The sequence below is a fragment of the Streptomyces subrutilus genome (assembly GCF_001746425.1).
GTDB lineage: Bacteria > Actinomycetota > Actinomycetes > Streptomycetales > Streptomycetaceae > Streptomyces > Streptomyces subrutilus_A.
Genome location: NZ_MEHK01000001.1, coordinates 283,451 through 298,300 on the forward strand (window position 1 = coordinate 283,451; position 14,850 = coordinate 298,300).

The 14,850-nt window shown below is 69.2% G+C and carries 10 protein-coding genes and 1 pseudogene; 3 read left to right on the forward strand and 8 right to left on the reverse strand.

What is annotated here, in order from left to right:
- Window positions 1–309 precede the first annotated feature (309 nt).
- Window positions 310–1,671 carry an erythromycin esterase family protein gene (locus BGK67_RS02310; RefSeq protein ID WP_069918318.1) on the forward strand — a complete coding sequence of 454 codons (1,362 nt, stop codon included), beginning with the start codon at window positions 310–312 and terminating at the stop codon, window positions 1,669–1,671.
- A gap of 853 nt (window positions 1,672–2,524) precedes the next feature.
- On the opposite strand, the gene BGK67_RS02315 is transcribed toward BGK67_RS02310, so the two are convergent.
- Window positions 2,525–2,986 (reverse strand): MarR family winged helix-turn-helix transcriptional regulator, encoded by a 462-nt coding sequence (locus BGK67_RS02315; RefSeq protein ID WP_069923564.1) that lies wholly within the window; start codon window positions 2,984–2,986, stop codon window positions 2,525–2,527.
- A 106-nt stretch (window positions 2,987–3,092) separates the two neighbouring features.
- On the opposite strand from BGK67_RS02315, the gene BGK67_RS02320 reads away from it, so the two are divergent.
- Window positions 3,093–4,040, forward strand: a complete 948-nt coding sequence (locus BGK67_RS02320) for a quinone oxidoreductase family protein (RefSeq protein ID WP_069918319.1) — start codon at window positions 3,093–3,095, stop codon at window positions 4,038–4,040.
- A gap of 949 nt (window positions 4,041–4,989) precedes the next feature.
- On the opposite strand, the gene BGK67_RS02330 is transcribed toward BGK67_RS02320, so the two are convergent.
- From BGK67_RS02330 to BGK67_RS02350, 5 genes are all read right to left on the reverse strand, one after another.
- Window positions 4,990–5,367, reverse strand: a complete 378-nt coding sequence (locus BGK67_RS02330) for a peptidase inhibitor family I36 protein (protein ID WP_069918321.1) — start codon at window positions 5,365–5,367, stop codon at window positions 4,990–4,992.
- On the reverse strand, window positions 5,364–6,122 hold the full coding sequence (locus tag BGK67_RS02335; RefSeq protein ID WP_208948642.1) for a hypothetical protein: 759 nt from the start codon (window positions 6,120–6,122) through the stop codon (window positions 5,364–5,366). The genes BGK67_RS02330 and BGK67_RS02335 overlap by 4 nt, the downstream gene beginning before the upstream one ends.
- Window positions 6,123–7,951: 1,829 nt before the next feature.
- Entirely contained in the window at window positions 7,952–8,113 is a 162-nt protein-coding gene (locus BGK67_RS38635; RefSeq protein WP_167739533.1) for a hypothetical protein, read from the reverse strand.
- 309 nt (window positions 8,114–8,422) lie between these two features.
- Complete coding sequence (locus BGK67_RS02345; RefSeq protein WP_069918324.1) at window positions 8,423–8,761, reverse strand: helix-turn-helix domain-containing protein; 339 nt, start codon at window positions 8,759–8,761, stop codon at window positions 8,423–8,425.
- A gap of 1,244 nt (window positions 8,762–10,005) precedes the next feature.
- Window positions 10,006–10,896 carry a DUF1206 domain-containing protein gene (locus BGK67_RS02350; RefSeq protein ID WP_079153951.1) on the reverse strand — a complete coding sequence of 297 codons (891 nt, stop codon included), beginning with the start codon at window positions 10,894–10,896 and terminating at the stop codon, window positions 10,006–10,008.
- A 289-nt stretch (window positions 10,897–11,185) separates the two neighbouring features.
- On the opposite strand from BGK67_RS02350, the gene BGK67_RS02355 reads away from it, so the two are divergent.
- The gene (locus BGK67_RS02355) at window positions 11,186–12,067 is read left to right on the forward strand and encodes a helix-turn-helix domain-containing protein (RefSeq protein ID WP_069918325.1); all 882 of its coding nucleotides are present in this window, start codon (window positions 11,186–11,188) and stop codon (window positions 12,065–12,067) included.
- A 695-nt stretch (window positions 12,068–12,762) separates the two neighbouring features.
- Here the strand turns inward: BGK67_RS02355 and BGK67_RS02360 are convergent.
- Both BGK67_RS02360 and BGK67_RS35840 read right to left on the reverse strand, forming a co-directional pair.
- Window positions 12,763–13,047 carry a chaplin gene (locus BGK67_RS02360; RefSeq protein WP_069918326.1) on the reverse strand — a complete coding sequence of 95 codons (285 nt, stop codon included), beginning with the start codon at window positions 13,045–13,047 and terminating at the stop codon, window positions 12,763–12,765.
- A gap of 616 nt (window positions 13,048–13,663) precedes the next feature.
- Window positions 13,664–14,428 (reverse strand): annotated as a pseudogene (locus BGK67_RS35840) (IS5 family transposase); the annotation flags it as partial.
- Window positions 14,429–14,850: the final 422 nt, after the last annotated feature.

A 14,850-nucleotide genomic window follows, 5' to 3' on the forward strand; every position in this document is an offset into this window, starting at 1 on the left:
CCCCCTTTTTCGGCCGGTGCCGGCGGCGTGTTGGGGGGCGCGAGCGATGGTGGAGTCGATCTGGACCAGCCAGTCGATGTCACCGGCGGCGTCGACCCGGGCCTGGATCTGCTGCAGAGCCCGGGTGAACACGCCGGCGATGGGTCGGCGCCGTCGGTGAGTTCCGCCAGGACCCCCTCACCCTCACTCGTGGCAGAGGGGGGGATATCCCCCGGTCAACCCGGAGGAAGTCCCCAGCGCGGCTAGCTCCCGTCCCAGGACATGATCGTTTCACTGTCCGGGGAACAAGAACGAGCCGAGGAGTTCAGCATGACCGCGCACCACCAGGCGAGCGGCCGACGGAGGCTGCTCGCCGCGACGGCCGGGCTCGCGGCCACGGCCCTGCTGGCCCCCACGGCCTCCGCCGCGACCACCACACCCGCCCCCACTGGCACGAAAGGCCCGCAAGCCGAGGCGCTCCGCGCGCTCGAACGGGCCGCCCAGCCCCTGCGCTCGACGGAACCCGGCGGCAGCACCGCCGACCTGCGGGCGCTGGACGCCATGATCGGCGACGCCAAGGTGGTCGGACTGGGCGAAGCCACGCACGGCTCGCACGAGTTCTTCGCCATGAAGCAACGCCTCTTCAGCCACCTCGTCCAAGAGAAGGGCTTCACCGCCTTCGCCCTGGAAATGAGCTGGACCGCCGGCCTGCGAATCGACGAGTACCTACAGGGCGGCCCCGGCGACGCCCGGCGGATCGCCAAGGAGACACTGACCGGATCACCCTGGGAGCGCGAGGAATTCGTCAGCCTCATCGCCTGGATGCGGCGATACAACGACCGCCACCCCGGCCGGAAGGTCCACTTCATGGGCAACGACGTCGGGGCGCCCAAGCTCGGCGACGCCGTTTTCGACCGTGTGCTCTCCTACGTCCGTACGAGCCGCCCCCAGAACCTCCCACGCCTCGAGGAGCTGTACGCGGGGCTGCGTCCCCTCGACGACGTCTTCGCCTACCTACGCAAGCCCGTCGCCGAACGCCGCCGCCACGCCACCACCGCCCAGCAGGCGTTCGACCTGGTCACCGCCCACAAGGTAACCGGCGACGACGCCTACGAATGGGCCGAGCAGCACGCCCGCAACATCGCCCAGACCTTCGCGTTCACCTCGCTCGACCTGTCCGACCCCGCATCGGTGTCCGCCGCGGAGCACCTGCGCGACCGGGTCATGGCCGAGAACACCGCCTGGTGGCACCACCGCACGGGCGACAAGATGCTGCTCTCCGCGCACAACGGCCACGTGGGCTACCTGGCCACCGACCCGGTGATGTACCCCGTGACCCAGGGCGCCTTCCTGCACCAGACCCTCGGCCGGGACTACGCCGCCATCGGCTTCACCTTCGGCCGCGGCTCGTTCCTCACCGCCACCACCCTCGGCGGCCCCTGGAACAAGGTCACCGTCCCCGCGGCCACCCCCGAGATGCAGGAGTACACCCTGGACCGGGTGCGCCACCGCGACTACTACCTCGACCTGCGCACCCTGCCCGCCGCGGGCCGCACCTGGCTGAACACACCCCGCCCCACCTACGAGGCCGGCTCGTCCTTCAAGAAGGACCCGCTCCCCACCCTCGCCATCAGCCCGGCCTACGACATCCTCATCCACCTCAACCGGGTTCATGCGGCCACCATCCTCTGACCTGAAGCGTGTATCGGAAGTGGATCTCGTCAGGGTTCGAGTGGAAGTTCCAGGAGTTCCTGTGGGGTGGGGCGGGGACGAACCCGCCGCAGGCGTGCCGAGCGTACGGACACGTCGCCGCGCCGCTGCGCCAGGCCGTGGCGGACAATCCCCGCCGCGGAGTCGGCCCGGCCGACCTGGCGCTCGGAAGCCGCCGGTCTCCCGCGCCTATGCGGGGTTCTGCTCCAGCCAGTTCCGCAGAGCTTTTGCGGTGGCCTCTCGCAACTTGCCCTCTAGGAGGGTGCAGCGGAGCCTGAAGGCTCGGTGGAGTTCGACCGGGAGGTCACAGGCGTAGGCGACTTGCTCCGTGCCAGCCGGGATGCTCAACCCGTCCAGTGGTGACGACCTCCTTCGCCGGAGACAGTGCCGTCAGTCGTCCCCGGCGAGGATGAGGTCGGCTGCGTGGTGCGGGCAGGCAGGGGTATGCCAGGTCACCGACAGAAACTCCCCGTCGACGCTGAGAGTCCGCGCTCCACCAGTGGCCGCAGTGGCCTGGCAAAACCCGCAGGAGACGACCTTCAAGGGGAACAGGTCCGCCAAAGGGCGGCATCGTGTCGTGGGTTCCATCATCTGCTCCTGCGGTGCCGGCACGGGCGATCTCTCACCACGGTTCAACGCACACACTTACCCACCGAATGTTCCCAGCAGCCGCACGCGCGCACGGCGGAACCATGGAAAACCCCGGCAAGTGCCAGCCAGACCTGTGCCGCAGGCGGGAGGAGATGCGCACCTGGCGCGACACCGAAGCCCCACACATCCCCGAAGGCGAACCTCTCGCCGGCATCGGGCTCCGTTGGGTATGGCGGCCGCGGGCTCAGGTGGCGGGCGGGGTCGTCGCGTTGCGCGTCTGCTGGATCAGGACGGTGGTGGCGCGTTCCAGAAGTGCACAGAGTGCCGCGTGTTCGGATGGGGTGAACGCGTCGGTGAGCGCGCGCTCGAGGATGGCCACCTCCTGGTAGGCGTGGTCCAGCAGGGACCGGCCGGTATCGGTGAGGGAGGCGATCTGCACCTTGGCGTGCACGGGGGACGTCTCGCGGCGGATCAGTTCCTTGGTCTCCATGTTGGCCAGCACGCTGCTCATGCTCTGCTGCGTCACCCCGCAGGACCGAGCCAGTTGGGCGCCGGACATGCCACCTTCGCGCGCGAGGGTCAACAGCACGGCGTACTGCGTCATGGTCAGCCCGTAGGCACGCAGCACTGCCTCGTGGTGCGCCATCAACGCCTGCTCCGACCGCCTGATCCGGGTGCAGAGGTCGTTCTCGATCGGGGCTTCCACCGCGTGCACTCCCACTCCATTGACAGGTTCATGGGTTGACTCAGGAACCTTATATGCATAGCGTCTCGACTGTAAGGATACTGAGTCAACACAGGGAGCTGAACCCATGCAGGCTGTCGTTCTCGACCTCGATGACCACTACCGGCTCACCGAATTCGATGAGCCCACCCCCGGCCCCGGCCAGGTGGCGATCCGCGTGGCCTACGCCGGGGTCCAGTGGGGCGACACCAGGGTCAGGAACGGCCACTTCCCCGTACCGCGCCCCTTCGTCCCGGGGTTCGAGGCGTCCGGGCACATCGTCGCGGTCGGCGAGGGCATCGACGCACGCCGTGTCGGTGAGGCCGTCACCGCGCTGACCACCTCGGGCGCCTACGCCGAGGTGGCCCTGGCACCCTCCACCCTCACCCTCGGCATCGGCAGTCTGCCGCTGAGGACGGCCGCAGGTCTCGGGTGGGGCGCACCGACCGCCTACGACCTGATCAACACTGCCGCACGCGTACGGCCTGGCGAAAGCGTGCTGATCCACGCCGCCGCCGGCTCCGTAGGCACGCTCGCCGCTCAGTTCGCCCGACTGGCCGGAGCAGGCCGGATCGTCGGCGTCGTCGGCACTACCGAGCGAGCCGACTACGCCGCGCAGTTCGGGTACGACCAGCTCCTGCTCCGCAAGGAGTTCCCGGCCGCACTCGGCGACGAGAAGCCCGACGTCATCCTCGACCCTGTCGGCGGCTCGGCACGCACCGCCGGCCTGGAACGGCTCGCGGCACACGGCCGGCTGGTGGCATACGGCAACCTCGCCACGCAGGAACCCGTCCTCGCCGACACCAACGACCTCCTCATGCACGGCAAGTCCCTGCTGACCTACAACAGCAATCTGCTCAGCCAGACCCACCCCGAACGGCTCGCCGACAGCGCCCGCCGCGCACTCGACCTCGTCGCCGACGGCAAAGTCCGTATGGACATCACCACCGAGTACGCCCTCGGGGACCTGGCCACGGCCGTGCAGCGCCTCGCCGAGGGCAGCACCCATGGCAAGAGCATCCTGCGCGTCGCCTGACCACACGCAAAACGCGCCGACCGCGGAGCGACTTCTGCCATGCAGCCGCCAGCACGGGAAGGAAGAGCGCCTCGGATGCGGGCACGACCCCATAGCGTCTCGTTCGAGCGCTCTCCAGGCAGGATCGGCCGGATCGAGCTCATCGTGTTCCGGTTGGGCCTGCCTGACTGGCAGTGCGCGCACAGGCCCACTTGGCGGGCCCGCCCGAAGGCGGGCCGGAAGGTGACGGTGAACTCCGGATCGGCTGGTGCCCGGTCGTCGACGAGGCACAGGTGGCAGGCCAGTGCGGCGTTCGCCGACCGCAGGGGCCTGACGTGGCTGGCGGGGAAGATCTGATCGGTCACCCGTGCCCAACACCGAACATCCCCGGCCGTGACACACGCTCCGGGACGCTTCGGACACCCTCCTCGGCCCGCGATGCCGCCCGGACCACCTGCAGCCCACCGGCGGCGACAGCGGCCGCGCCTCCCCCGCTCACCCGACGGCCTCGGCCGACCCCGCCCCGATCCGGGGTACGTCTCGGCCCGGACGTCCAGGCGCAGCCGCGTGAACCGGAACGGGTGCCGGAAGGCGCCGCCCCGGTCGATGGACCGGTCGGAGCTGATCTCCGCCACCATCTCCGGGCGGACCAGCACCGGGTCCAGGTTCGCCACGTCCGTGAGCAGCAGCGCGCGGTGCCCGTCGAACTTCTACTCAACGGCAAGATCGCGCACGAGGGGGGCACCGACTCCACGGCCTGCGCCAGCATCGGCTCTACCGGTGGTCTCAACGTCACCCGGGGAACCTCCCCCATCGTCAACAGGCCCGGCCCGGTGCTCGCCCCGGACCTCATCCCTCCGAGGGGGCCGACGGAGCCCTCAGGGGGTGAACGGCCTGACCATCGCCCGGGGATGATCACCCGCATGGGCCCCCGACGACCAGTCGGATTCGTGGCTGGCATGGGCTCGATTCAGCAGCCCATCGTCCAGGTGTGGGAGTCGCCGTTGTCGTTCGCCGCTCCGTCGTAGCCGACCTCCTGACCGGGGGCCAGACAGATGGTCATGTGGCCGCCCTGGTGTGCCCGGGAGTACACCTGGACGTGGTCCTTAACACCCGGACCCGAAATTCCGTGATTGGCCCAGGAGGAGTCCTCGTCGGCGATGTAGCTCTCCCACCAGCCGTCATCGCCGGACCAGTTGGCGCGCTGGCCGTCGTAGTCGGCTTCCGTCCAGGCGCAGAAGTGTCCGCTGGGGCAGTCGGCTGCGCCGGCCGTAGTGGAGACCGTCAGGGCTCCGGTCATGGCGAGGAGCGCCGCGGCGGCGGAGGTGATGATGCGTTGCATGGTCATGAGGGGTGGTGCCCTTTCGGTTCGGCGGATCCCAGATCGGTGGTCGGTTCGGTTCTCCGACCTGGCCCTTGGGGAGCCTGTGTGGCGGAGGTCAGGTTGACGGCGCGCTGCAGGGCGATCGTGCGCAGTTGTCGGTAGGCGGTCAGTTGTTCGCGCCGCTCGGTACGTACCTTGGCCAGCAGGGTGGGCTCCAGACGGGATTCGACCTCCGCCAGGCCGCTCTCGCGGTTGCAGCGATCGGTGACGGCCGGGTCCGGCTGATTCGGGCGTGTTTTAGACGAGTGCCCGGTGCAGCGTTCCCAGCGGGCCATCGCGGCGCGGTGTTCGGGGTCGGTCCCCATCCGGGTCTGCGCCTCCGCGCGCAGGTTGTTGACGACCACCTCGGCTTCGAACCACCGCTTCTGATCGCCGTAGAGGTCGCGTTGCGCGCTGGCGAGGCAGCCATCCGTGTTGGCGGTGACGGTGTGCCCGGTGGGAAGGGTGAGGGACAGCTCGCGGGGGTCAGTGCCGAAATAGGCGGCTTCGAACCGCCTGTCCTCGGCGGAGGCGGCCTTCGGGCGTTGCTGTGGGGACGGCACGGTCAGCCCTTGCCCGGAAAGACAGCGGGTGACGAGGGTGAGCTGCGCGGTCTTGATGAGGTCGTCCTGGGCATGTTCGCCAGCTGGGATTTCAGGGTGGGATGCATTCGGACGATCGACGCAGCTCGTCAGCAGTAGCGCCATGGCCGCGCAACAGACGGCGCGGGTCAGTCGCATGGTTCGACCGACCTGGTAGTCCGCCGTTCCGCTCGCGACGCCGTCGAGACGCGCGTGCCCCGCGCTACGACGGTGATGATCTTCCTCACTGCCGGTGAACGATCATCGTGGCCAAAGGTCACACCCCGAACGCGGTGGCCACCGCGCTTACGAAGGTAGTCGTCGTCACGGAGAGCGGTCAGAACCCTTCAGTTGGCGGTGTTTCACCAACTGAAGCGCTCAGAGGTCGTCATGTCACTGCGGAGGAGACGAGGATTCGGCCGTCGCGGGTCCCGATGAGGAGCCGGCCCGACGGGGTGGCGGTGAGCGCCGTGGGGATGACGGACACGTCTTCGAGGGAGGGTGAGGTGGTGTCGCCAGAGCACGGTGCCGTCATCGAGGCCGAGAGCAACGATCTCGCCGCCGCAGTAGGCGGTGAAGACCGTGGTTGCGTCGGCGGTCAGCGCGGTGGCGGAACGGTCGGTGCGGAATACCCACCGAGGTGGCCCGTCCGAGGCCTCGCGGCGTACGACGAACGAGTCGCCGGGCTGACGCCGTTGCCTGTAGACCCTGCCCGCGTGGACCAAACTCCCGTCGGCGGCCTCCACGCCGGGCCCAGCGAAGTGTTCTTCCTCAGGAACCCAGGAGCAGGGGAACAGCCGTCGTACGTCCGTCTGCGCCGGCTCGACCGGTCGGCCGGACCCAGGTCCGGACTTCACGGCCGTGGCCACCCAGGGGACTCCGGGGTGCGCACGACGAGTGTCCTCCTGCTTCACGTAGGACAGGAACCAGGTGCGGCCGGCGTTCCGGACGCGCAGCGGGGCCCTGCCGCTGACGGGCACACCCCGGGCCCAGTACCCGGCGGGGGCGAGGGCCGGATCGCCGTCCGCGGCCCCGACAGCGATACGAAGCCGGAGGGTGCGACCTGGTCCACTCGTGCACCGTCCGCCAGGGACAGCCGGACCACAGACGGTGGGTGCCGGCCGTGTCTCTCGGAGCCTACGAGGGAGACCCACGCTGAGCTCTCGTCCCGGGTCACGGCGATCTCTCGGCCCCCTCTTCGTTCGGGACGGCTCATTCCCGCTCCCCCGACGGAAGCCAGCACTCCAGTTGCACTCCGCCGAGCGTGGCGAGGATCCGTCCGTCCGCGAGCTCCTCCACTGCCTGAACAGTGAGACGGGGTTCCCAGTCAGGGCCCAGCTCGGTCAGCAGCCGATGCGCGGCCCCCTGCCGTCGGGACGCGGCGCCGGCACCCGCGGGCCGACCAGGTCGTAGGGCGGGATGGACGCGGGCGGCACCAAGGTCCAATCGGGCCGGATTACCACGGCGGTGTGACCGTGCGTGTGCGCTTCATCGTCGCGCCAGTCGTCGGACGGAGCCATAAGCCGTCTCCAGGTTGAGTAACAGCAGGTCACCAGTGAAGAAGTACCCGCCGTCGTAGGAACCGCTTCCGACGGTGTCGTAGACCCGACTGTCGGGTGCTCGGGGAAGCCGTGCGCACCCGCCACGGAGCAGCCCCCGCCATCCGTCAGCCAGGGCAAGGGTGGGGTGGCCGATCTCGGCGAAGGAGCGGTCGCCGAGAATCCGGTCGACGGAGAACGAGGAGGTCGTGGGAACGTCCTCGCAACACCCTGTGCAGGACGAAAATGAGAATCCTTGACTACGAGCCGCCACCGACCTCAGCCCGCAAGCGCAGCCGTGGGCGGCGGCATGCACGCCCAGGTGTGACGCTCAAGGTGCCGACTCAAGCACTCAGGTGCCAACTGAAGCGCTCAGTCGCACGTGCCGGCACCGCGCGGTCAGCGCGTAGGCCTGGCCAGGGGTAACGGCGGGCGAGGATCGTCCACTCCTCATCCGCCCGGCCAGGTACGGCCCGTCCGGCCCTCTCCCACCGTTCGACGAGCTCGGCGAAGAACGGTGCTGACGGTGCGGCCGAGGAAGGCCGGTGCCAGCAGGGCGCGGTGGGTGGTGTGCTCCTGGCCTTCCATCTGTACGAGGGTGCGTCCGAACATAGGCTCCATCGACCAGGCGTAGCTGCGCTGGGTGAAGCGTTCGTCGGGCAGGGCGGCACGGACATCCTCGTACCCGCTGAGCAGATAGGCGTCGATGGCGTCGTCGGAGACCAGGGGGAGCGTTCACGGAGCGTGGCATACAGGGGGTAAGTGCTGGACGCGGGCTGGGGGACGCCTACAGCGTTCTGGAGGACGGCGAAGTCGGCGTGCGCCGCCTCGACGGCCTCCGGATGCGCTTGCCGCTTCTCGTGCTCCCCGCGTTTGACCGGTGCACGCGAGCCCGCCGACGATCGGCGGGCGCGCCCCGGCTCAAGCCGCGATCGTTGGGTTGGCCGGTTCGGCGGCGCGGCGGTATTCGGCGTTGAGACGCTGCGCTTCGCCGAGCTGGTCCTCGAGGATGACGATCCGGCAGGCGGCCTCGATAGGGGTGCCCTGGTCGACGAGTTCGCGGGCGCGGGCGGCCAGGCGCAGCTGATAGCGGGAGTAGCGGCGGTGTCCGCCCGCGGAGCGGAGCGGGGTGATCAGGTGTGCTTCTCCGATGGCGCGGAGGAAGCCCTGGGTGGTGCCGAGCATCTCGGCGGCCCGGCCCATCGTGTAGGCGGGATAGTCGTCATCGTCGAGACGGCCGAACGGGTCGCCTGTGGTCATCGCACCTCTTTCTGGAGCACGCGGAGGGGCCCTGGTGCCATTGGCACCAGGGCCCCGAAGGAACTGCTACACCATCTGCCGGCCCTGGTACTGCGCCGGCCTTCTCTGTCCGCAGGCCCGACCGAGATGCTGTCGGGGGTGCGGGGATCGCGGATGCGTGACCGGAGACCACCTCACCATCGATGTCCTGCGGTACCCGGACGCCGCACTGCCGGCTCGGGCGATCCTGATGGCGCCTCAACTCCTCCGTTCTTCCCTCTGGTGATCAACTGCTTCCTGCGGGAACTGCTGCACTGCTGATACTGCGAACTGCGGGTACTGCTCCACTCGGTACTGCTGGTAATGCGAACTGCTTGGACTCCTCGTGGCCTGACCAAGCGCCACGCTCCGACAGCCAGCCCCGTCGCCCATCCTGCATCTGCTCTGGCTTAGAACCCCACTGCCGAACTTCCCGGTGCGCGCGTCCGCAGCCGACGCCTTCACCGAGGTGCTGCTCACTGACTTCACTGCTGGGTACTGCGAACTGCACTCACTACGGGTACTGCCACTGCGTTTACTGCGGTACTGCTCACGGCGGCCCCTGATCACTGCGGGCCACCCGGTCCGGTCGTCAGTCCCGTCGCCGTCCTTCAACAACCCTGGCTTCGGAACTCCACCACCGCACCGCCCTACACACTGCAACTGCGGGTACTGCCTACTACGGGTACTACTGCCCGGCAGTTCGTCTCTGCCAGGCCCTACGGCCTTCTGGGCTACGAGAGAAACCATAACCACACCACCACCCAATGTCTACTCTGGCCGACATAGATTTTCGCGGGTTCGGCAGTGAGGTAATCGGGCTCGAACAGCGACATGGCCAGGCTAGACAAGGCAGGGCATCGACGATCTGGTCCCGGCAATCGCGGTCGAGGCCGCCGACACGGTGGTTCTGGTCGACCCGCGGCGAGCGGTCGCCCCCTTGAAGTCAAACACCGATGACCGCCGCACCGCGTGGCGGCCGCCCTGCACCACGGGTACAGCCTTACGACCACCCGCAGCTCACTACACCGGCTCCCGCCGCAGGTGGCCGCGACGCCCCGGAAAGTGGCCGACGCCCCCGAAGGGGCGGAGTCGGCCGCTGCGGGACGCCGGAACCGCTCCCTCCATAGAGCCGGGCCCCGGGGATGTCATGGCTGCTCCCCCGGCGCCCGTGGTGCACGGGGCGGTCGGGCAGGGTACGGGCGGGCGCGGCGTGAGCAGGACGGTCAGCCGGCATCGCGGCTGACCGGCTGCTCTGCCGAGGCGTCGTGTTCAGGGGCTTTACGCCAGCGGGCTTCGCAGAACGAGTAGAGGCCGAACAGCAGAAGGCCCACCGCCGCGGCGATCAGCAGCGCCGGCCCGGCCGGCGTATCGGCGAACGAACGCAACGTCTCGTCCAAGCCCTTCGCCTCGCTGGCGTCGAAGCGCACCGCGGCCAGGAGAACGAACAGGCCGGTCGCCACCGCGACCACTCCGCACGCCACGCCGCCGATGATGCCCAGCGCCGCGACGATGCGCCGCGTCGTCCGGCTCATCCGGTCCGTACGGAGGTTCTTCTCGAACTTGCGCATCAGGCTGCGCACCACGATCACCACGCCCACGATGGCCAGCACGGCCCCGAACACGCCGACGAGTACCCGGCCGTAGGGCCATTCCAGCACGCGCGCGGTGTAGTCCTTCGACGCCTGGTCGCCGGCGCGGGTTCCGCCGGACCCGCCGACCAGCGCGGTCTGCACCACGCCGATACAGATCACCAGGTAGAAGACGGCCAGCCCCAGGGAACCCAGGCGCCGGGTCCACTTGTCGCCGCCTTCCGTCGCCTGCCCGAAGGCGGCCTCGGAAAGGCGCCACAGCGCCATCGCCGCCAGCCCCACCACCAGCGCCCACAGCAGCACCTGGCCGTAGGGCTGCTCGCCGATGGTCCGCACCGCCCCGGACCGGTCGGCCTCCTTGCCACTGCCGCCGCCGAAACCGATTCGCACCGCGAGCAGACCCACCAGAACGTAGATCACTCCCCGCGCGCAGAGCCCGACCCGGGACGCGACCTCCATGGCGCGGCTGTCGGCCACACGCTGCCCCGGAGTCTTGGCCTGGGCGGCATCCTTCTCCGTCGCCATACCCGACACCTCCCCGTGCGCGGACGCAATGGCACCAGTCACAGCCGCTACCCCCACCATGGCACCAATCAGCACGCCCGACCAGCGCAGCCCTTCCCCTCCAGATAGGTGAACGGTCGTGGCATATGGGTGAACTCTGCTCGCGCAGTGCACGCGCCCGTACTCGCGCGACGTGACACTCGCCGACAGGGCCCCGTTGATCATCACTGCGCGGCGAATGCGTTCGCCCGGGCCCGGCCGCGGCAACCCCGTGGCTGGCAGTCAGTCCCGAGCCGGAGGTAGACCGCCCGTGGCGGTGAACGGAAACGCGACCGTCAGACGACGCCGACTGGGCGCGGAGCTGCGCCGGCTCCGCCTGGCCAGTGGCCTGACCAGTACACAGGTGGCCGAACGCCTGTTGATCTCCCAGCCCAAGATCAGCCACTTGGAGAACGGCCGCCGCGCCATCAAGCCGCGCGATGTGCGGGACCTGTGCGCCCTCTACGGAGTCACGGACCCGCACGCCGTCGATGCGTTGATGCGGATGGCCACGGAATCCGAGCGGCAGGGATGGTGGGTCGCCTGCGGCGATGTTCCCTACGCCGTCTACATCGGCCTGGAAACGGCAGCCTCCGCACTCCGCACCTACGAGCCCCTGGTGATCCCCGGCCTGCTGCAAACACGCGCCTACGCTCAGGCCGTCATCGAGGAAACCATCCCTCAGGCCACTCCCGAGCAGATCGCCGTGCGCCATGAGGTCCGGCTGCGCCGCCAGTCCCGCGCCCACCACCCGGCCCGCCCCTTCCGCTTATGGGTGCTACTGGACGAATCCGCACTGCGCCGCGTGGTCGGCAGCCCGCAGATCATGCGCGAACAGCTCGAGTACCTGAACCACCTCGGCGCGCAGCCGCACATCACCGTGCAGATCCTGCCGCACAGCGCGGGAGCCCATCCGGGCATCTCGGGACAGTTCTCCATCCTCGACTTCCCAGACGCCCCAGGAGCGGGGACGGTGTATCTGGAACGATTCACCAGCGACCTCTACCTGGAGAAACGATCCGACGTGCAGCACTACAGTGCCATGTACGACCACCTCCAGGCCCAGGCACTGAACCCGGAACACACCGGCCACTTCATCACCCGCGCCGCCCGGGAGCTGCCTGCCGCCGCATCGCTGCCCGGCCGGCCGTGACCACCGCAGCCGCAGTCACTGCGTCGCGTACAGCCGGTCGCGCAGGTGAAGAAGCGCGGCGTCCGCGACGGCAGCCGGGCCGGACAGCAGGGTGCGGATGGCCGCGTCGTCGCCGTCGCGGACCGCCCGCACGGAACTCCTCAACCGTCTCGCGTACGGACGGATCGATGCCGTCCGGACCGGCGCGCCCGCGTGCACCGGTAGCCCCGCCAGCCGGAGAGCACGGTGCCAGATGTTGACGCGGGAGAGGGATCCGCGGGGCGGGTCCTCATGGAAGGGGTGGTGTCAGCGTCGGGCGTCAACGCTAGCCCCCGCGTTTCACACAGGATGCCGAACTCTGTGGTTGTGCTGCGGGGTGCTGGCCGCCCGCGGCTATGGTCGGGCGCAGTCCGCGCCGATAAGGCGTGCGCGGGCGAGGCCCGGTGACCAGAGCGCTCTGGCGGCAGTAGCACCGGGCCGCCCCAAGCGACCGAGGTCCGGCACGCGGAACGGGAGGAGCGGAACCCGCTCCCGTGGCCTGGCTCGGCTGGCTCGCTGACTGGCTGGCTGGCCGCACGAGCTGGCCCCTGCATGAGGACGGCCTCCCCTTGGATGAGGGGAGGCCGTCCTACACCGGCTGTGCGCTGCGGCTGGTTCAGATGACGGCGCTAGAGGCGCCGGCCCGACGAGCGCGCCGGATCCAGGATTTGGTGCTGTCAGTGCTTGCCGTGGTGGTCGGCCTTGTGGTGCCCGTCCGAGCCGCCGTTGTTGATGCAGGTGTTGCCGAAGGCGGGGTTGAGGAGGCCGACGATGTTGACGGTGTTACCGCAGAGGTTGACCGGGATGTGGATGGGCACCTGGACGACGTTGCCGGACAGGACACCCGGGGAGCCGATGGCAGCGCCCTCTGCCGTGGCGTCGGCGGCGGCCATGCCGGCCCCGCCTGCCAGGACGGCACCAGTGGCGGCGGTAACGGCTACGGCCTTGGCGAAACGGAACATAAAGATCTCCTTGAACTCACTCTGCCGCAGGGAGCTGCGGCACGGACGACATCCCCCACAACGGCCGAGCCGCCCGCCCGTCACGGTTAATAGGCCGAAGCGGTGAGCTCGAGAAGCGTCCGCTCAGCCTGACCCAGGCCGCGACCGCCCGAGCCGGCCTCCGCGCAGCCACCTCCCCGCGGGCTTGGCTGCGCGGGCAGGGCGCCGAACTCGCGCGATGTACCCACGGCTGGGCACCTACCCCGTCTAAGGGTTGTCCGATGGGTCATCCACGCGGTCTGACAGGATCGGAGGACGGATCGAGTAGGGGGTGCCGGTTGCCGGGCGGGCAGTGGCTGCCATATGACGCGAGTTCTCTCGCGCGCCTGGGTGTGGGCGGCGAGGCGGTGTCTGGGCTGGTCGAGCGCGGGTTGCCGGCCGACTGCAATCGCATGTTCGTCCGAGACTCGGGTCGGGAGCTGGATGTCCGAGACCTTCCGCCGGGTCGGGCCGCGTTCCTCGGTGCTTTCGAGGACGGCGCCAACACGTAGATGAAGAAGCCTGGTGGTCATGCGTCTTCGAGGAAGTCGAGCTCCGCGTCCTGGTCCCGGAGGAGGTGTAGCCGAGGACGCGGTGGTCACGGGCGGAGCCACCGTCGGATCGCCGCGACCGTGACCGTTCCGTGGAAGACGTAGGCCGCTTGTCGTAGTGGGTGGCAACCGCGCAGAACGTCTTGAGCCGGTTGATGGTGCGCTCGACCTCATTGCGGCGCCGGTAGACCGTTGTGTCGAGCGGGTGGGCCGGCCGGCCTTGCTGTCCCGCCGTTGGTGGTTGGCTCGCTAATCCCTGGGTTCAGCGATTGGGTGCTTGATCTGTCGGCGCCGCAGGTACCGGTGGTTTCGGCGGGAGGAATACGCTTGTCTCCCCGACGGTCGGGTCGGGTGCGCGGGCGTCCGCCGCCCGGCCTTGGGACTTTGACCTGTTCGAGCACAGGTATGAAGTGTGGGGGGACTCCCCACTGTCCGGGCGGGATGACGAAGGCCACCGGGCGACGACCGCCCTCGCTGGCCAGGTGGATTTTGCAGTTCAGCCTCCCCGGGAGCGGCCCAGGGCCTCGTCGGAACGGTGCCTCACCGGGCGACTGCGGCGGCCCGATATCGCGGCGCGCGGCTGAGGGCACGGCCGCTTGCTGGTGTGCTCGGCAGGACGTCGAGTCGACGCTCACCATGCTCCAGTCGCCCCGGCCCTCTGCATCAGCGTCGGCTTGGACGGCCCGCAGGATCTTCTCCCACGTGCCGTCCGCCGACCATCTGCGCTGACGATCGTGAACCGTCTTCCACTTGCCGAACTGCGGCGGCAGATCCCGCCAGGGCGGACCGGTCCGCTGCCGGTACAAACACCCCCTAGTCCGGACTGGGGCTAGATCTGTGGCGCGAGCGCGATCGAACGACTGCGTGCGGCTCAGCGTCGGTGCGGCCCACCGTAGTGAGTGCAGCACATGTGGCGTCATCGCTGGATCGAGCAATGTCTGCTTGCTGATCGGCTCCCGTCCCGGCCTGCCGCGGTTCGCCCTACCTTCAGGACCTACCACAGGCGGCCTTGGAAGCCCGCCGCCCAGCGGTTCCCAGGCTTATGGCGCGGATTCGATTCGCGTCATCCGCGCCATGGAAACGTCCCAGGCCAGTGACCTGGGACGTAGTGAATTGACGACGAACTGCCGCCACGCCCGTCCTGCGGGGTACGCGAGATCGCCTGACTGGCGTACATCTCCGCGGGCGGGGGGCGGAGTCTATTTGGACAGGTGTGCGGTGCTGCCTCTTGTGA